The sequence below is a fragment of the Paraburkholderia mimosarum LMG 23256 = NBRC 106338 genome (genome assembly GCF_000739815.1).
Taxonomy (GTDB): Bacteria; Pseudomonadota; Gammaproteobacteria; order Burkholderiales; family Burkholderiaceae; genus Paraburkholderia; species Paraburkholderia mimosarum.
Window position 1 is genome coordinate 178717 of the sequence record NZ_BBJJ01000006.1, and the last position, 17939, is coordinate 196655.

Consider the following 17939-nt stretch of genomic DNA (forward strand, 5'->3'; position numbering starts at 1 on the left):
CATGGCAACACAGTGGGAAGTCGTTATCGGTCTCGAAACGCACGCGCAATTGTCCACCGCGTCGAAGATCTTCTCGGGCGCCTCGACGCAGTTCGGCGCGGCGCCCAACTCGCAGGCCTGCCCCGTCGATCTCGCGCTGCCGGGCGTGCTGCCGGTGATGAACCGCGGCGCCGTGGAGCGCGCGATCCAGTTCGGCCTCGCGATCAACGCGACGGTCGCGCCGCGCAGCATCTTCGCGCGCAAGAACTACTTCTATCCGGACCTGCCGAAGGGCTATCAGATCAGCCAGTACGAGATTCCGGTCGTGCAGGGCGGTCAGATCACCATTCAGGTTCCTGCCAACGAAAAGGCCGGCAAGGAAGCGTACGAGAAGACCATCAATCTCACCCGCGCGCACCTCGAAGAGGACGCCGGCAAGTCGCTGCACGAAGACTTCGCGGGCATGACGGGCATCGACCTGAACCGCGCCGGCACGCCGCTGCTCGAAATCGTCACGGAGCCCGAAATGCGCAGCGCGGCGGAAGCGGTCGCGTACGCCAAGTCGCTGCACACGCTCGTCGTGTGGCTCGGCATCTGCGACGGCAACATGCAGGAAGGCTCGTTCCGTTGCGACGCCAACGTTTCGGTGCGCCCGGTCGGCCAGAAGGAGTTCGGCACGCGCGCCGAGATCAAGAACCTGAACTCGTTCCGCTTCCTCGAAGAGGCGATCCAGTACGAAGTGCGCCGCCAGATCGAGCTGATCGAAGACGGCGGCACGGTGGTGCAGGAAACGCGTCTCTACGATCCGGACAAGCGCGAAACGCGCTCGATGCGCAGCAAGGAAGACGCGCACGACTACCGCTACTTCCCCGACCCCGACCTCATGCCGCTCGTGATCGACGCGGCGTGGATCGAGCGCGTGAAGGGCGAGATGCCCGAGCTGCCAGCGACGATGCAAAAGCGTTTCGTCGAGCAGTACGGCGTGACGCCGTACGATGCGAACGTGCTCACGTCTTCGAAGGCGATGGCCGCGTACTTCGAAGCGGTCGTCGCGAAAGCCGGCGCCGCACAAGCAAAGGCCGCCGCGAACTGGCTGATGGGCGAGGTCTCGTCGCAGCTGAACCGCGAAGGCCTGGAAATCGACGCTTCGCCGGTCTCGGCCGCGCAGTTCGCGCTGCTGCTCGCGCGCATCGCCGACGGCACGATCTCGAACAAGATCGCCAAGGAAGTCTTCCAGGCGATGTGGGACGAGAAAGCCGTGGACGAGGCCGCCGTCGACCGCATCATCGAAGCGAAGGGCCTCAAGCAGATCTCCGACACCGGCGCGCTGGAAGCGATCATCGACGAGGTGCTCGCGGCGAACGCGAAGTCGGTCGAGGAATTCCGCGCGGGCAAGGAAAAGGCGTTCAACGCGCTGATCGGCCAGGCGATGAAGGCCACGAAGGGCAAGGCGAATCCGCAGCAGGTCAACGAACTGCTGAAGAAGAAGCTCGGCTGAGTCGGGGCGAGTGCGGCCCGATTCGGGCATGCTGCAAGGCGGCGTCGTGCGTAGCAGTGCGGCGCCGCCTTGCCGCTTCAGGCGTCTTGCCACGGCGAGCGCTCGCTTCACCGCCGCTCGAATCACGAGAAAGGAGAACAACATATGTCCAAAGTCCCGAGTCTCGACGATTACCGCGTGCCGTACTTCAGCAGCAAGAAGTCGGAGACGTTCTCGCTGTCGGCGCTCGACGCGGCTGCAAGGCCATTCTCGACCGGCACCAAGGAAGGCGATCGCAACCGCCTCGCCGAGATCGGCAACAAGCTCGACCTGCTGCAGGAGCGTTTGCACGCGCAGCGCCATCAGCGCGTGCTGCTCGTGCTGCAGGGCATGGACACGAGCGGCAAGGACGGCACGATCCGCGGCGTGTTTCACGAGGTGGATCCGCTCGGCCTGCGCATCGTGCCGTTTCGCGCGCCCACGCCCATCGAGACGGCGCGCGACTTTCTCTGGCGCGTGCATCTGCAGGTGCCCGGAGCGGGCGAGCTGGCGATCTTCAACCGCAGTCACTATGAAGACGTGCTCGTGCCGCGCGTGCTCGGCCAGCTCGGCGCGGCCGAGTGCGAGCGCCGCTACCGGCAGATCCGCGATTTCGAGGCGCTGCTTGCCGAAAACGGCACGTCGATCATCAAGTGCATGCTGCACATCTCGAAGGACGAGCAGCGAAGCCGCATCCAGGCGCGCATCGACGATCCCACCAAGCACTGGAAGTTCGACGTATCGGATCTGGAGGCGCGCAAGCATTGGGACGCTTATCAGGCCTCGTACCATGATGCGCTCGTGGCCACCTCCACCGAGTACGCGCCATGGTACGTGATTCCCGCCAATTCGAAGTCGCATCGCAATCTCATGGTGGCCGAATTGCTGCTGCGCCTCATGGAAAGCTTGAAGCTCGAATATCCGCCGGCCAAGGCCGAGCTCAAGGGTCTCAAGATCGAGTGAGGCCGACCGTATCCCTTCGCGCCGCGCAGTGCAGACCGCGGTCAGACTTTGGCGCGGCGCGAGGCAACGCAAAATCAAGAGGAAAGAAGACATGTTGCGTGTGATCACCGCGAATCTGAACGGCATCCGCTCGGCGGCGAAGAAGGGCTTTTTCGAATGGTTCGGCGAACAGAAGGCCGACGTGCTCTGCGTGCAGGAAATCAAGTGCTCGCAGGACGACATGACACCCGAGTTCCTCGCGCCGCACGACTTCACCGGCTACTTCCAGCATGCGGTGAAGAAGGGCTATAGCGGCGCGGGCGTCTACTCGCGCCACGAGCCCGACGAAGTCATCATCGGCTTTGGCAGCGAGGAGTTCGATCCGGAGGGGCGCTATGTGGAAACGCGCTTCGGCAAGCTTTCCGTCATTTCGGTCTACATACCATCTGGCTCGAGCGGCGACGAGCGCCAGGCCGCGAAGTACCGTTTCATGGACGAGTTCATGCCGCACCTCGAGGCGCTCAAGCGCGAGCGCGAAGTGATCCTGTGCGGCGACGTGAACATCGTCCACAAGGAAATCGACATCAAGAACTGGAAGGGCAACCAGAAGAACTCCGGCTGCCTGCCCGAAGAGCGCGCGTGGCTCACGAAGCTGTTCGACGACGTGGGCTACGTGGACGTCTTCCGCACGCTCGACCCGCGCCCCGAGCAGTACACGTGGTGGAGCAACCGCGGCCAGGCGTATGCGAAGAACGTGGGGTGGCGCATCGACTATCAGATCGCGACGCCGGGCATTGCGCACGAGGCGAAGAAGACGTCGATCTTCAGGGATATCAAGTTCAGCGACCACGCGCCGCTGACCGTCGACTACGACTACAAGGTCAAAGGCTGACGATCAGCCTGGCGTGAGGCGCCCGGTTCAGGGCGCCGATACGACCTTGCGTTTCTGGATAGCCGCGATGCCCTCGTAGTCGGGCAGCTCGGCGAGCGGCTTGCCGATGGCCTTTGCGTAAAGCGGCATCATGTCGACGAGGCGCTTGACGATATCGGCGCGGCGCGCCGGCGTGTAGGGATGCACGTAGATGAAGCCCTGATCGCGGTCGGCGCGCGTCGCCACCGCGAGCTTGTCCCAGGCCGTGATCGCGGCGCGTGGATCGAAGCCCGCGCGCGCGGCGATATCGCTGCCGATCACGTCGGCTTCGGTTTCGTCGGGGCGGCCGTAGTGCATCTCCACGAGCTGCGAGCCGATGCCGAGCGGAAACACGCCGAGATCCGCGAGACCGAAGAGTTGCGGCACGCTGCCCGATTCGATCTGCGCGGCCTCCTGTTCGCCGAGGCGCTCGCGCACGTGCTCGCGCACCGCGTGGGCTATCTCGTGGCCGAGCAGCACGCCGAACTCGTTGTCGTTGAGCTTCACGCGGTCGAGCAGGCCGCCGTACACGACGATCTTGCCGCCCGGCAGCGCGTACATGCGGATATCGGTCGAGCGGATGACCGCCACTTCCCACTTCCAGTTCTTGACGCGATCGCTCCACTTCTGCGCATAAGGTGCGAGACGGTCGACGAAGGCGCGCACACGCTGCACGTGCGGATCGCTTTCGGCGTAGAGGCGGTTCGAATGCGCCGCGCCGCGCACGATCTCGTTGAACTCGGCGGTGGCCTGCGCTTCGAGCATCGGCGAGGGAATCAGATTGCGGTAGACGGCTGCGTTGCCGAAGCGCACCACGCGGCCCGTGTTCGGCGCGCCGGGGGAGAGGTTGGCCGCCGCGACGTTCGCGCCCGCACCGCCATTTGCAGCGCCGTTCGCGTTGTTCGTCGGGTTCGTTGCGACATTGCCGGCGTTCGCAGCGCTGCTCCCCGGTGCCAATGCGGTGTTGGCCGGTGCGGCCGGCGCATTGTCGGCGGCCCACGCATGGCCTGCAGAAAAAGCGGCTAAGGCCGAGGCGACGAGCAGCGCGAGCGTCCGGGCGCGCATGCCGCGGCGCAGCGGCGCGCGCGGGCTTTGCACGGCGGTCTCAGGCGTGCTCACGGCCGGATTCTCCAGGGGGCGATACGAATGAGCAGGAGCATACCGGGTACCGCGAGCAACGTGCAGACGATGAAGTAGTCGAACCAGCCGATCTGCGCGACCACGTAGCCGCTCGCGGCGGAAGCCAGCGTGCGCGGCACGGAGGCGAGGCTCGTGAAGAGCGCGAACTGCGTGGCGGTGTAGCGCGGATCGGTCGTGCTTGCAATATAGGCGGTGAACGCGGCGAGCGTGAGGCCCGTGGCGAAGGTCTCGAATCCATAGACGAGTGCCAGCGCCACGGCGCGCGGGTCGAGCGTGAACTGCACGCTCGCGCCAACCAGCCCCGCGGCCCACGAAACCGCGTGGCTCACGGCGAGCACGGCGTCATAGATGGCCGCGAGCGAGGGCGAGCCCGGGCCGAGCTGCGCGAGCCACGCGAAGCCGAGCGTCGAAATCATCTGCAGGAAACCGAAGATCCACAGCCCGCGCCCGATGCCGATCTTCACGAGCGCCACGCCGCCGATGATGCCGCCCGCGAGACTCGCGCCGAACGCCGTCATCTTGGCGATCACGCCGATCTCGGTGCGCGAGTAGCCGATGTCGAGGAAGAACGATGTGGACAGCGTGGTCGCCATCGTATCGCCGAGCTTGTAGAGAAAGATGAAGGCAAGCACGAATAGTGCCGCGGCGAGGCCGTCGCGCTGCACGAACTCGGCGAACGGCTGCACGATCGCTTCGCGCAGGTTCTTCGGCGGCGCGCCATGCACCTGGGGCTCGCTCACCATGAGCGTCATGATCATGCCGGGAATCATGAACACCGCCGTGACGACGAACACGGTGCTCCACGGCAGGTGGTCGGAGAGGATCAGCGCGAGCGAGCCGGGCACGAGCGCCGCGATCTTGTACGCGTTCACGTGCACGGCGTTGCCGAGGCCCTGCTGGGTATCCGTGAGCAGCTCGCGCCGGTAGGCGTCGATGGCGATGTCCTGGCTCGCGCCGAAGAACGCCACGAGCGCCGTCAGTGCGGCCACGGTCCAGATCGAATCTTTCGGCGAGACGTAGCCGAGCGTGCCGATGGCGAGCGCCACGAGAATTTGCGTGACCAGCATCCAGCCGCGCCGCCGCCCCGGTTTCCAGCCCGGCAGGCGGGGCACGTAGCGGTCCATGAGCGGCGCCCAGACGAACTTCCACGTGTACGGGAACTGGATCAGCGCGAAGAGGCCGATTTCCTTGAGATTGACGCCCTCGGAGCGCAGCCACGCCTGCACGAGATAGACGAGCGTGAAGAGCGGCAGCCCCGAGGTGAAGCCGAGGAACACGCAGATCAGCATGTGCGTATTCAGATACGCACGCCAGCCGGGGTGGGATTCGTGAGCGGTAAGAGCGGGTGCCTCGTGGGGCGGATTCTGCATGTCGTCGTTAGCGGCGGCGATGTTGGGTTCGATCCTCGGTGCGATCTTGTGTGCGGTCCCAAGGGAACCGGACGGGCGGAAAACCACGCGACGCCGCGCACGGCGTCATTTTTTTCTCACGCGATAGACCGCAAGACTACCACGCCAGTTCACACCCCAACGAACGGTCTGGCCCCCATGGAGCACGGCGCGGTCGAGAATTTCGATGCCGACCTCGGGCGCGAGCGCCTCGAAATCCTTCACCGTGAGAACCCGCACGTTCGGCGTGTTGTGCCACTGGTAGGGCAGCGACTTCGAAACCGGCATGCGTCCGCGCAGCACCGAAAGCCGGTGCGGCCAGTAGCCGAAGTTCGGGAACGAGACGATGCATTCCTTGCCCACGCGGGCCGTCTCGCGCAGGATCGCGGCGGTCTGGTGGATGGTCTGCAGCGTTTGCGACAGGATCGCGAAGTCGAAGCTCGCGTCCTCGAAGAGGCGCAGGCCGTCTTCGAGATTCTGCTGGATCACGTTGATGCCGTTCTTCACCGAGGCGAGCACGCCCGCGTCGTTGATCTCGATACCGTAGCCCGTGCACTCCAGTTCTTCGCACAGGAGCGAGAGCAGCGCGCCGTCGCCGCAGCCCAGATCGAGCACCGTGGCGCGCGGCTCGACCCAGCGCGCGATGGTGCGAAAGTCGGGACGGGCGGAAAGACTGTCGAAAGCGCTCTGGTTCATGCGCCCACCTCAGCAGCAATACGTTCGTAGTAGGCGCGCACCACGTTGTGATAGCGCGCGTCGTCGAGCAGGAATGCGTCGTGGCCGTGCGGCGCGTCGATCTCCGCGTAGCTCACCTGGCGCTTGTGATCGAGCAGCGCCTTCACGAGTTCGCGCGAGCGCGCGGGCGCGAAACGCCAGTCGGTCGCGAAGCTCGCCACGAGATATTTCGCCTTCGTGTGCGCGAGCGCGTGCGTGAGGTCGCCGTCATACGCCTTGGCGGGATCGAAATAATCGAGTGCGCGCGTGATCAGCAAATATGTGTTCGCGTCGAAGTAGTCGGCGAACTTGTCGCCCTGATAGCGCAGATACGACTCCACCTCGAACTCCACGTCGAAGCTGAAGTTGTACTCGTTCACGGCGCCTTCCGGGCGGCGCAGCGCACGGCCGAATTTCTCGGCCATGTCGTCGTCGGAGAGATAGGTGATGTGGCCGATCATGCGCGCCACGCGCAGGCCGCGGCGCGGCTTCACGTTGTGCGCGTAGTAGTCGCCGCCGTGGAAGTCGGGGTCCGAGAGGATCGCGGAGCGCGCGACCTCGTTGAACGCGATGTTCTGCGCCGAGAGCTTGGGCGTGGAAGCGATCACGATGCAATGGCCGAGCCGGTCGGGATAGCGCAGGCTCCAGGCGAGCGCCTGCATGCCGCCGAGGCTGCCGCCCATCACCGCCGCGAACTTTTCGATGCCGAAGCGATCGGCCACGCGCGCCTGGGCATCCACCCAGTCCTCGACGGTCACGACCGGAAATTTCGCGCCGTAGGGCCGGCCGGTGGCGGGATCGATGCTCATCGGGCCGGTCGAGCCGAAACACGAGCCCAGGTTGTTCACGCCGATCACGAAGAAGCGATTGGTGTCGAGCGGCTTGCCCGGGCCGACCATGTTGTCCCACCAGCCGACGTTCTTCGGGTCGCTTTCGTAGACGCCCGCCACGTGGTGCGAGGCATTGAGCGCGTGACAGACGAGCACCGCATTGCTGCGCGCGGCGTTGAGCGTGCCATAGGTCTCGACCACGAGGTCGTACCCGGCCAGCGCCGTGCCGTTCTGCAGTTGCAGGGGCTCGTCGAAATGCAGTGTTTGAGGAGCGACGATGCCGATCGATTCCATTCGTTCCGCCTTGGTTTTTCGGGCGGCTAAACGGTGTCGGCGGGCGCGGAGTGCGAAAGGAGTGGCGCAGCTGACGACCTCTTTAGCCGCATTTATATCGAACTCCGGGCTCAGGCCCTGGAGTTCACGCGCCCGCAATCGAGTCAGCAAATCGGCGCGTGGGTATTGCAGAAGGAACGCAGAGTATATCGGAAAAAGTGCAAAGCAATGCGGCTCGCCAGGGGCGCGCCGCCTTCCTTCACGCGCCCGCGCGCCGCGCGAGGCCGCAAGGCGTTATCACTTCGGCGGATGGGCGTCGCGCCAGCGTTTGAGCTGGAAGGCCGCGACGATCATCAGGATGCCGTAGAGGATCGCATAGGCGGCGATCACCCAGATCAGCGAGAGCGCGCCCGCGCCGGGGAAGACCGCGAAGAAAAAGCCGACCGTGGCCGACAGCAGCCCCGAAATCCCCACGGCCCACGGATGCGCGATGGCATGCCGGTACTGGATCGCGTAAATGATCTCGAAGATGCCCGTGAAGAACGCCCAGACGCCGATGATCATCACGAGGACGATGGCGGTCTCGCCGGGCCAGAAAAACGCCACGAGCCCGGCGATCACGCCGATCAGACCGATGACGATGTGGGTCCAGCGCCGCTTGCCGCCGCCGCGCGCGCCGTAGATGAGCGCGAAGGCGCCATCGACGATCGCGTAGGCGCCCCAGATGATGGCGAGCGTGAGCACCGTGAGGCCGGGCATCATGACGGCGAGGATGCCGAACACGATGGCGGCGATGCCGCGCGCGATGAGCCAGCCCCAATGCGCGGAAAGGCTGGCAAGGATGGGAGGCAGGCCGGCGGGAGGAACGGGACGGTTCATGTGGCGGTTCTCCTTATCGTCGCCGCCCGGGCAACACCCCGCGCGGCCGCGCTATTGAAGAAGGATGCGGATCTGCTCGTCGGCGTGCTCGCTCGGCGAACGCGTGAAGCCGCTTTGCGCATAGCGATGCCAGCAACCGATCACATAGCGGACGACCAGATTTGCACGGACCGTTGGATCGTAGCCTCTCGCCGCAGGCTTTGCATTGACGTGGTCGGACCCCGAAACAGATTTGCGCTCGGCCTCCTGTGCCAGATCGACGCGCAGGCATTGGCGCAGCGACGCCTCGACGCGATCGAGCATCTGGTTCACCCGGTCGGCGAGCCGCTCGTGCTCGCCCACGAGGGCTTCGCAGGTCAACACGCGCGTCATGCCGGCGTTGCGCGTGGAAAAGTTGACGAGCATGAGCGCGATGGCGCGCGCCTGCATGACGCCGCTCGGCTCTTTCTCGACGATCTGGTTGATTAGCCCGAAGAGCGTCTGCTCGATGAAGTCGATGAGGCCCTCGTACATCTGGGCCTTGCTCGCGAAGTGGCGATACAGCGCCGCCTCGGAAACGCCAAGGCGCGCGGCCAGCGCTGCGGTGGTGATCCTCTCGCCGCGCGGCGCCTCGAGCATGGTGGCGAGCGTCTGGAGAATGTGTATGCGGCGTTCGCCCGGTTTCGGGCGGGGGGCGCGGCGGGCCGCGCCCGGCGATTCTGCTGCTTCGACTGCTTCGCGCGTTTCTGTCGGCTGCATGGATATCGTCCCTGGCTTTGGCCTCTGGGTGTGCGCTCCCCCGTTTTACTTCGAGCGTCCCGAATGCAGGCCTGGTTTCAGGGATTTTAGCGAACGAATGCGACGATCGACATAGTGGGGCCGTCCGGTGCCCGGCAGGTGCGCCGGCAGATGCCCCGTAATCCATACGGTGCCGATGCCAAGGCCCCGGTAGCGCTTGAGATGGCTGCGGGTGTCTTCGATCAGGATCGCATCCGCGAGCGCCACGCGCGCCTGGCGCAGCGTGCGGCGCAGCATCGCGCGATCGGGCTTGGCGCGCCAGTGACCGCGGGCGCGCATGCCCTCGATGGCGATCACGCGCTCGAACGCGCGATCGATGCCGAGCGCCGCGAGTACCGCGTGCGCATAGTCTTCGGGGCCGTTGGTGAGCACGATCTTGCGGCCGGGCAGCGCGGCGAGCGTGCGGGCGAGGCCGCGCTCGGCATGCAGCATGGCGTGCAGGTCGGGGAACGTGTGCACGACCTTGAGGAAGTCGTGCGGATCGATCCGGTGGTGGCGCGTGAGACCGAGGAGCGCGGCGCCGTAGCGGTGCGTGTAGCTCGTGCGCAGGTGATCGGCCTCGGCGCGGCTCACGCCGAGCGCGTCGATGATGTACTGCGTCATCGCCGCGTTGATGGCCGGAAAGATCGCGCGCGACGCGCAATGCAACGTGTTGTCGAGATCGAATAGCCAGACTGGCGTGCCCGGCGCAGGGGCGACGCGTCGCGGAAGGCGCCGGGCGCCCCTGGCAGTGTGGCGGGAGTCGGTCATTGCGGGGCGTGAGGCGCGGCGGCAGCGAGGCGCTGCCGCCGGGGGGAAGGCGCTCAGTGCGAGCGGATCATCGTGCCGAACGGCTGTTCGGTCAGGATTTCGAGCAGCACCGAGTGCTCGATGCGGCCGTCGATGATGTGCACCGAGCGCACGCCGCTCTTGGCGGCGTCGAGCGCGGACGAGATCTTCGGCAGCATGCCGCCCGAGATCGTGCCGTCTTCGAACAGCGCGTCGATCTCGCGTGCCGAAAGGTCGGTGAGCAGGTTGCCCGCCTTGTCCATGACGCCGGGAATGTTCGTCATCATCACGAGCTTTTCGGCGTTGAGCACCACCGCGAGCTTGCCCGCCACGAGGTCGGCGTTGATGTTGTACGAGAGGCCGTCTTCGCCGAAGCCGATCGGCGAGATCACCGGAATGAATGCGTCGTCCTGGAGCGCCTTCACGACCGCCGGATTGATCGCCTCGACCTCGCCCACCTGGCCGATGTCGATGTACTGACCGGGGTTGTCGCGGTCCGGCATCATCAGCTTGCGTGCGTGGATCAGGCCGCCGTCCTTGCCGGTCAGGCCAACCGCATGGCCGCCGAAGTGGTTGATGAGCGTGACGATGTCCTGCTGCACCTCGCCGCCGAGCACCCACTCGACGACTTCCATGGTTTCTTCATCGGTTACGCGCATGCCCTGGATGAAGGTGCCCTGCTTGCCGATCTTCTTGAGCGCCGTGTCGATCTGCGGGCCGCCGCCGTGCACGATGACCGGATTGATGCCCACGAGCTTGAGCAGGATCACGTCGCGTGCGAAGCCCTGCTTGAGCCGCTCCTCGGTCATGGCGTTGCCGCCGTACTTGATGACGATGGTCTTGCCGTGGTACTGGCGAATGTAAGGCAGCGCTTCGGCCAGGATTTCGGCTTTCAGGGTGGGTGCGATCTGCGAAAGGTCGAGGGGCTCGGACATGGCGGCGGGGACAGGACGTGAATCGGATAGAACTCGCGGACGCAACTCGCGGATGAAATCCGCGAACGAAAAGCGCGGCCGCAAAACGGTCGAAACAGGCCGGATTGTACAGGACTGGCGCGGTGCAGCAGCCAAAACGGCGGGGAAAAACGGCGCGAAAAACGCGGCGAACAGCGGACGAATCGCGGCGCGTGGCAACCCCGGGGGCGAACGCGGCGCGGCTCAGTGGAAGCGGGCGGAACGGGGTAGCGAGGAGGTCGCAGACTCGGGGTGGGGAAGGCGAGGCGGCAGCCACGCGGCCCGGCTGTGGCATCATCTTCGTGTCGCCGACGCATGGTTCGAGAGGAGTGCGCCATGACCGCTTCAGCCGTCCCCGCCGCTGGCATGAAAAGCGCCCGCTGCCCGCGCTGCGGCAACAGCTTCGACTGCGGCAGGAACACCGAACCGTTCGATTGCTGGTGCAAGTCGCTGCCCGCGTTGCCTGCGAACGAACTCGACCCGCGCGGGCGCTGCCTGTGCCCCGAATGCCTGGTGGCGGCGATGGCCCCTGCGCCGGGCGGCGCGCCCAAGGGCGGGCTTTCGATGCCCTGAGTTGCGGCTCGAGCGCGACTTTCGCGAGACCGGCGCCCGGAAGCGGGACGCGTCCCTGTCCGGCCCACACAGGCAGCGTGCGGCCGACGAGCGGTTCGCCTCCTCGCCACTCGGGTATCAGGAAGGCGGGACGGGCTGCGGCCAATTCGCCCCTTCCAGGTAAGGTTCATCCGGGCCGGGCCTGCCTCCCTCCCACATAATCGCCCCTTGCTTGCAGACGCTGGGTCGTCGACAGGTTCGCGCGTAACCATGCGTCGTTGAGCGCATACTGGCATGCGGCGCGCGCCGCGCGCTCGATTTCGTCGCACGGCTGCGCGGCGTTGCAGCTCATCCCCTTTCGCTCCCGTAAAATTTGATTTACATCAAAATGTTTGCAAGATTCTTGCGCAGATCTGGAAACGTTCGCGCGATTTCCTGCGCTCGGCGGTAAGGTGCTACCGCTTTGGCGTGGCGGTTTGCAAACGGCAACGCGAGCCCCGAGCGAACGAGACGGCGGGCGGCAATTCGTGTGCGGGCGCATCGGTCGCGGATTACCCAGGTTGAAGCAAACCTTTCAAGATGATGAATCAGACAAGTTTTAGCCGGTAAACTGACATCATGCATCGCATAACCGTCAGTGCTCGTGTCAATCTCAGCCATCTGTTCTGGCTGCGCAGTCTTGCCATCATCGGCCAGCTCTGCACGATCGCGTTCGTGCAGCTCTTCATTGGCGTGCAATTGCCGTTGCCGGCCATGCTGTTCGTGATCGCGCTGGAAGTCGCGTTCAATGGCGTCACCTGGCTGCGCGTCACACAGGATCGCCCGGAGTCGAATCTCGAACTGTTCGGCCAGCTTTGGGTCGATCTGGGTGCGCTTTCCGCACTGCTCTTTCTTTCGGGCGGCACGACCAATCCGTTCGTCTCGCTCTATCTGCCTTCGCTCGCCATCGCGGCCGCCGTGCTGCCCTGGTATCTCACCGGATGGCTCGCGGCCTTCAGCGTCGCCTGCTACGTGCTGCTCGGCTTCGACAGCGTGCCGCTCAATCTCGACAATCCCGCCAACCTGTTCGATTACTATCGCGCGGGCATGTGGGTGAACTTCATGGTGAGCGTGTGCCTGATCGTGTGGTTCGTCGCGCGCATGTCGCGTGCGCTGCGTCAGCGCGATACGGCGCTCGGCGACGCCCAGCAGCGCCTCCTGCGCGACGAGCGCGCCGTGGCGCTCGGCGTGCAGGCGGCCACCGTGGCGCACGAGATCGGCACGCCGCTCTCGACCATCGCCATGCTGACCGAGGAGCTGCGCGACATCGCGCGCACGGACAAGGGTCTCGCGCCCTATACGGCCGACCTCGACCTGCTCGACAAGCAGATCTCGCTCTGCACTTCGGCGCTTGCGCGGCTGAGGAGCCGCGCCTCGTCCACGGGCAGCCGCCAAGTCGTGAGCGAATGGCTCGGGCCGTTCGTCGAGCAATGGCGCCTGCGCCATCCGCACGTGAAGTTCGAACTCCTGGACGACGCACCGGACGACCTCGCCCTCGACGACACCGTCGCGGTCGGCCAGATTCTCACTATCCTGCTCGACAACGCCGCGCGCGCGAGCCGCGATTTCGTGACGTTGCGCGCGTTCCACGCAGCGCGCGCCGGTTACGCTGATTTCGAAGTCTGCGATGCGGGGCCCGGCATTCCCGCATCGCTGCGCGCCTCGCTCGGCGCCGCGCCCGTGGACAGCACGCAAGGCGGTCACGGCGTGGGGCTCTATCTGGCGTTTTCGTCGGCGGCGCGGCTCGGCGGGTCGATCGAGCTCAATGACGTCTCGCCGCCCGGCAGCGCATCGGGCGAAGTGAGCGGCGCGGACGACGAGGCGTCGCCAGGCGCCGCGGCCGGCGGGGGCGCGCGCACCCGCAAGGCGCGCGGCACCCGCGCGGTGCTGCGCTTGCCGGCGAAGCAGGTCAAGGCGGGCGAGGCGGGTCAGGCGAATTCTGCGGCAACGCGCGGGGGTGCAGCGTCCGCGGTTTCGGAGATTGGTTCAGGCGAGGGGCCGGCCCGGCCCGGCGCCGCCTAACAACACGGAGAAATAGGCATGAGCGATATGAGTTTTCTGGTCATCGACGACGACGAAGTGTTCTCCGACATCCTCGCACGCGGGCTCACGCGGCGCGGCTTCGAGGTGAAGCAGGCACACAACGCGGAGGAGGCGATCCGCTTCGCCAATCAGGAGAAGTTCGCGCAGATCACCGTGGACCTGCATCTCGGCAACGATTCGGGCCTGTCGCTCATCGCCCCGCTGCGCGAACTGCAGCCTGACGCGCGCATGCTCGTCCTCACCGGCTACGCAAGCATCGCCACCGCGGTGCAGGCGGTGAAGGACGGCGCGGACAACTATCTGGCCAAGCCCGCGAACGTCGAGATGATTCTCTCCGCACTGCAAAGCGATGCGAGCGCACTGCAGGCCGAGGAAGCCATCGAGCATCCGGCGCCGCTCTCGGTCGCGCGCCTTGAGTGGGAGCACATCCAGCGCGTGCTGGCCGAGCACAATGGCAACATCTCGGCCACGGCGCGCGCGCTCAACATGCACCGCCGCACGCTGCAGCGCAAGCTCGCGAAGCGCCCGGTGCGCCAGTAAGCACGCCCTGCGGGGCAAGCCGGTCGACTAAGCAGGTGAAAAGCTAGTCGGCGGTTTCGTTTTGAACGCAATGCCGCCTCCTCCGTGAGGCGGTTTTTCGTCCTGCAGCGGCATAGGCAAGAATCGACGTAAAATAGGTCTAAATTTCGACCTAATTTGGGAGTCGATATGGAAAATATCTACAGCTTGCTGACGGTCAGCATCTCGGAGTTCAAGCAAAACCCCGGAAAAGTGATAGAGGAGGCGCAGGGCCAGCCGGTCGCAGTGCTAAACCATAACCGCCCCGCCTTCTACACCGTTTCGCCAGAGCTGATGGCCCAGATGGCTGAGCTGTACGACGAGCGCCAGCTCTCAACGTTGGCGGAGTCTCGCCTGAAGTCGGTGGACCGTTCGGTCAAGGTCGACCTCGATGAGCTGTGATGACGCACGACCTGCGGTTCGTCCCCGAGGCGCTTGAGGAATGGGCGGCCCTCGATGGTTCGGTCAAGGCACATTTCAAGACGGCGCTCAAAAAGCGGTTGGAGACGCCACGGGTGCCGGGCGCTGAGCTGCGCGCGCCACTCAGGGATTGCTACACAATCAAGCTGCGCGGCGTCGGCTACCGTCTGGTCTACCTGGTCCGTGACGGAGAAAGCCCGCCCGACATCGTCGTACTTGCGGTCGGCCGCCGCGACGGCGGCATCTATGAAGCCGCGGCTACCGCCTGGGAAGAAGGTCAAAACCTTTCCAAAAAGTAGCCGGGGGTGGATAAACTCCGGCTGCATATTGAGCCAGGGTTGCTTTCCTGGGTCGTCGACTCGATCTTCCTGGGTTCCAGGCACCGGTGCTTCGTGAGAACGAGAACAGACCGGTCATGGAAAAGCCCCTGTAAGTCGTTGACCAACAGGGGCCATTTGTGGAATCAGGTGCCGGTTTCAACAGCTCAAGCGATCAGCTTGCCTGCGGGGTCCCTTTTCCATGCGTTGCGCCGCAATTCGGGCCCGCAGTTACAGCACATACCGCGACAAATCTTCGTCCTGCGCCACTTCGCCGAGCGCCTTATCGACATACGCCGCGTCGATGGTCACGCTCTTGCCCGCGTGATTGCCGGCCGCGAACGACACATCTTCCAGCAACTTTTCGATCACCGTATAGAGACGGCGCGCGCCGATGTTCTCGGTCTTCTCGTTCACGGAGAAGGCGATTTCCGCGAGGCGGCGAATGCCGTCTTCGGCGAAATCGAGCTGCACGTCTTCGGTGGCGAGCAGCGCCTGGTATTGCTTGACGAGGCTCGCGTCGGTGGCGACCAGAATCGCTTCGAAGTCCTTCACGGAGAGCGAGTCCAGTTCCACGCGAATCGGGAAACGGCCTTGCAGTTCCGGAATCAGATCGCTCGGCTTCGAAAGATGGAACGCGCCGCTCGCGATGAACAGGATGTGGTCGGTCTTGACCATCCCGAACTTCGTGTTGATGGTCGTGCCTTCCACGAGCGGGAGCAGGTCGCGCTGCACGCCCTGGCGCGAGACTTCGCCGCCGCCGCTGCCTTCGGTGTTGCGCGAGGCGATCTTGTCGATTTCGTCGAGGAACACGATGCCGTTCTGCTCGACGTTCTGCACGGCCTTTTGCTTGACCTCTTCGTCGTTGAGCATCTTGCCCGCTTCCTCGTCGGTCAGGAGTTTCAGCGCTTCCTTGACCTTCACCTTGCGGCGCGTCTTCTTGCCGCCGCCGAGGTTGGCGAACATCGAGCGGATCTGCTCGGTCATGTCTTCCATGCCCGGCGGCCCCATGATGTCCATGCCCACTTGCGGCAGTTCGACGTCGAACTCGATTTCCTTGTCGTCGAGCTGGCCTTCGCGCAGGCGCTTGCGGAAGGTTTGGCGCGTGACATTGTCGCCTTCGCCGTGGCTCGCTGCATCGGACGAACCGAAGCCTACCGGACGCGCGCTCGGCAGCAGGATGTCGAGGATGCGGTCTTCGGCCTGGTCGGTGGCCTTGCTGCGCACTTTGCGCATTTCCGTTTCGCGCGTCTGCTTCACGGAAATTTCGATGAGGTCGCGCACGATGCTGTCCACGTCGCGGCCCACGTAGCCCACTTCGGTGAACTTCGTTGCTTCGATCTTGATGAAGGGCGCGTCTGCGAGCTTGGCGAGACGCCGTGCGATTTCGGTCTTGCCGACGCCCGTCGGCCCGATCATGAGGATGTTCTTCGGCGTGATTTCCTGGCGCAGCGGCTCGGCCACCTGCTGGCGGCGCCAGCGGTTACGCAGCGCGACGGCCACGGCCTTTTTCGCGTTTGACTGGCCGATGATGTGCTTGTCGAGTTCCGAGACGATCTCGGCGGGGGTCATGGTGCTCATCCTGATTCCTTCTCGTCTGTCCGGCGGGTTACTCGATGGTTTCGATCACGCGGTTGTGATTCGTGTAGATGCACATGTCGCCCGCGATCTCGAGCGATTTTTCGACGATCTCGCGCGGCGAAAGCTCGGTGTTCTCGATGAGCGCACGGGCCGCGGCCTGCGCATACGCGCCGCCCGAGCCGATCGCGCAAATGCCGCCTTCGGGATCGAGCACGTCGCCGTTGCCGGTGATGACGAGCGTGGTTTGCGCGTCGGCGGCGATCAGCATCGCTTCGAGGCGGCGCAGCATCCGGTCGGTGCGCCAGTCTTTCGCCAGTTCGACGGCCGCGCGCGTGAGATTGCCCTGATGCTTTTCGAGCTTGGCTTCGAAGCGGTCGAGCAGCGAGAACGCGTCGGCGGTGCCGCCGGCGAAGCCGACCATGACCTTGCCGCCGTAAATGCGCCGGACCTTCTTCGCGCCACCCTTCATGACGATGTTGCCGAGGGTGACCTGGCCGTCGCCGCCGAGCGCGACCTTGTCGCCGCGCCGCACGGATACGATCGTCGTGCCGTGAAATTGCTCCATATGCGTTCCTTTTTGCCGTTGATGCCGGGGTTGGGTGCGAAAGTGGATTGCCTGCCGCTTTCGGGTGGGCGAGGCGGCGCACGACGTGAGGGGCGCCGCTGCCCGGAATTCCGGTGCGTTGCGCGCGCCAGCGGCGCGCTGCGAGCGCATATCAACTCGATTTTAGGGCGACGCCGGGCATATCAAGGCCCGCGGGATCAAGAAAAACGGCAACCGGGCTAGCCGGGAAGCAGCGCTCGGGCCCGCATGAATTCCGACGATGCGCGAGGGGCGCACAAAAGAAAAAAGCGCACGGTGCTCCGTGCGCTTCGACAAGGAAGGCAAATCGTCCGCCGCGAGAACCGGTCTCGCGGCTGGAAAAAAGCTCAATCGCCGAACAGCTTCTGGCGCAGCTCGCGGCGCTCCTGCGCTTCGAGCGAGAGCGTGGCGGTCGGACGTGCGAGCAGACGCGGGATGCCGATCGGCTCGCCCGTTTCTTCGCACCAGCCGTATTCGCCGGACTCGATGCGCGCGAGCGACTGCTGCACCTTCTTGAGCAGCTTGCGCTCGCGATCGCGCGTGCGCAGTTCGAGCGCATGCTCTTCTTCGATCGTCGCGCGGTCGGCCGGATCGGGAACGATCACGGTTTCGCGCAGATTCTCGGTTGTCTGGCCCGCATTGCGGAGAATTTCCGCCTGCAGCTGTTCGAGCCGGTTCTTGAAGAAGGCGAGCTGATCCTCGTTCATGTAATCCTTGTCGCTCATCTTCAGGATTTCGGCTTCGGTCAAGAGTCGTGTCGTCGTCATCTGGCTTGCT

Annotated in this window: 19 protein-coding genes; 8 read left to right on the plus strand and 11 right to left on the minus strand. The window is 65.0% G+C overall.

Annotation, left to right across the window (positions count from 1 at the left end; translation table 11 throughout):
- The first annotated feature begins 1 nt into the window (after position 1).
- The 3 genes from gatB (at position 2) to BMI01S_RS07245 (ending at position 3329) form a co-directional block, all read left to right on the plus strand.
- Positions 2-1477 (plus strand): Asp-tRNA(Asn)/Glu-tRNA(Gln) amidotransferase subunit GatB, encoded by a 1476-nt coding sequence (gatB, locus tag BMI01S_RS07235; RefSeq protein ID WP_028211909.1) that lies wholly within the window; start codon positions 2-4, stop codon positions 1475-1477.
- Positions 1478-1621: 144 nt separating this feature from the next.
- A complete protein-coding gene (locus tag BMI01S_RS07240) occupies positions 1622-2458 on the plus strand; it encodes a PPK2 family polyphosphate kinase (RefSeq protein WP_028211908.1) in 837 nt (278 codons plus the stop codon).
- A gap of 91 nt (positions 2459-2549) precedes the next feature.
- Positions 2550-3329, plus strand: coding sequence for an exodeoxyribonuclease III (locus tag BMI01S_RS07245; RefSeq protein WP_028230484.1), 780 nt, complete (start codon positions 2550-2552; stop codon positions 3327-3329).
- A 27-nt stretch (positions 3330-3356) separates the two neighbouring features.
- On the opposite strand, the gene BMI01S_RS07250 is transcribed toward BMI01S_RS07245, so the two are convergent.
- The 8 genes from BMI01S_RS07250 to argB all read right to left on the minus strand — a co-directional run bounded on the left by BMI01S_RS07250 (position 3357) and on the right by argB (position 11051).
- Positions 3357-4466: a M48 family metallopeptidase gene (locus BMI01S_RS07250; RefSeq protein ID WP_238327805.1), complete on the minus strand. Its 1110-nt coding sequence runs from the start codon at positions 4464-4466 to the stop codon at positions 3357-3359.
- Positions 4463-5857, minus strand: coding sequence for an AmpG family muropeptide MFS transporter (locus BMI01S_RS07255; RefSeq protein ID WP_028211905.1), 1395 nt, complete (start codon positions 5855-5857; stop codon positions 4463-4465). Before BMI01S_RS07255 ends, BMI01S_RS07250 begins: the two co-directional genes overlap by 4 nt.
- Before the next feature lie 105 nt (positions 5858-5962).
- Complete coding sequence (gene metW, locus BMI01S_RS07260) at positions 5963-6571, minus strand: methionine biosynthesis protein MetW (protein WP_028211904.1); 609 nt, start codon at positions 6569-6571, stop codon at positions 5963-5965.
- Complete coding sequence (metX, locus tag BMI01S_RS07265; protein WP_028211903.1) at positions 6568-7713, minus strand: homoserine O-succinyltransferase MetX; 1146 nt, start codon at positions 7711-7713, stop codon at positions 6568-6570. Before metX ends, metW begins: the two co-directional genes overlap by 4 nt.
- A 276-nt stretch (positions 7714-7989) precedes the next feature.
- Positions 7990-8571, minus strand: coding sequence for an HdeD family acid-resistance protein (locus BMI01S_RS07270; RefSeq protein ID WP_042288731.1), 582 nt, complete (start codon positions 8569-8571; stop codon positions 7990-7992).
- Between the two features lie 51 nt (positions 8572-8622).
- A complete protein-coding gene (gene slmA / locus BMI01S_RS07275; RefSeq protein ID WP_028211901.1) occupies positions 8623-9309 on the minus strand; it encodes a nucleoid occlusion factor SlmA in 687 nt (228 codons plus the stop codon).
- 45 nt (positions 9310-9354) lie between these two features.
- Positions 9355-10098: a pyrimidine 5'-nucleotidase gene (locus BMI01S_RS07280; RefSeq protein ID WP_028211900.1), complete on the minus strand. Its 744-nt coding sequence runs from the start codon at positions 10096-10098 to the stop codon at positions 9355-9357.
- Between the two features lie 53 nt (positions 10099-10151).
- Positions 10152-11051 carry an acetylglutamate kinase gene (argB, locus tag BMI01S_RS07285; RefSeq protein ID WP_028211899.1) on the minus strand — a complete coding sequence of 300 codons (900 nt, stop codon included), beginning with the start codon at positions 11049-11051 and terminating at the stop codon, positions 10152-10154.
- Between the two features lie 354 nt (positions 11052-11405).
- Here argB and BMI01S_RS07290 point away from each other — a divergent pair, with 354 nt between their 5' ends.
- The 5 genes from BMI01S_RS07290 (at position 11406) to BMI01S_RS07310 (ending at position 14980) form a co-directional block, all read left to right on the plus strand.
- A complete protein-coding gene (locus BMI01S_RS07290) occupies positions 11406-11642 on the plus strand; it encodes a cysteine-rich CWC family protein (protein WP_028211898.1) in 237 nt (78 codons plus the stop codon).
- A gap of 597 nt (positions 11643-12239) precedes the next feature.
- On the plus strand, positions 12240-13682 hold the full coding sequence (locus tag BMI01S_RS07295) for an ATP-binding protein (RefSeq protein WP_042288735.1): 1443 nt from the start codon (positions 12240-12242) through the stop codon (positions 13680-13682).
- A gap of 18 nt (positions 13683-13700) precedes the next feature.
- Positions 13701-14243, plus strand: a complete 543-nt coding sequence (locus BMI01S_RS07300) for a response regulator transcription factor (RefSeq protein WP_028211897.1) — start codon at positions 13701-13703, stop codon at positions 14241-14243.
- 168 nt (positions 14244-14411) lie between these two features.
- On the plus strand, positions 14412-14663 hold the full coding sequence (locus tag BMI01S_RS07305) for a type II toxin-antitoxin system Phd/YefM family antitoxin (protein WP_028211896.1): 252 nt from the start codon (positions 14412-14414) through the stop codon (positions 14661-14663).
- Positions 14663-14980: a type II toxin-antitoxin system RelE family toxin gene (locus BMI01S_RS07310; protein ID WP_028211895.1), complete on the plus strand. Its 318-nt coding sequence runs from the start codon at positions 14663-14665 to the stop codon at positions 14978-14980. Before BMI01S_RS07305 ends, BMI01S_RS07310 begins: the two co-directional genes overlap by 1 nt.
- Positions 14981-15229: 249 nt before the next feature.
- Here BMI01S_RS07310 and hslU read toward each other — a convergent pair whose 3' ends face one another.
- The 3 genes from hslU to dksA form a co-directional block, all read right to left on the minus strand.
- Positions 15230-16579: an ATP-dependent protease ATPase subunit HslU gene (gene hslU, locus BMI01S_RS07315; RefSeq protein ID WP_028211894.1), complete on the minus strand. Its 1350-nt coding sequence runs from the start codon at positions 16577-16579 to the stop codon at positions 15230-15232.
- Between the two features lie 28 nt (positions 16580-16607).
- On the minus strand, positions 16608-17144 hold the full coding sequence (gene hslV / locus BMI01S_RS07320) for an ATP-dependent protease subunit HslV (RefSeq protein WP_028211893.1): 537 nt from the start codon (positions 17142-17144) through the stop codon (positions 16608-16610).
- 365 nt (positions 17145-17509) lie between these two features.
- Positions 17510-17929, minus strand: coding sequence for an RNA polymerase-binding protein DksA (dksA, locus tag BMI01S_RS07325; RefSeq protein ID WP_028211892.1), 420 nt, complete (start codon positions 17927-17929; stop codon positions 17510-17512).
- Positions 17930-17939: the final 10 nt, after the last annotated feature.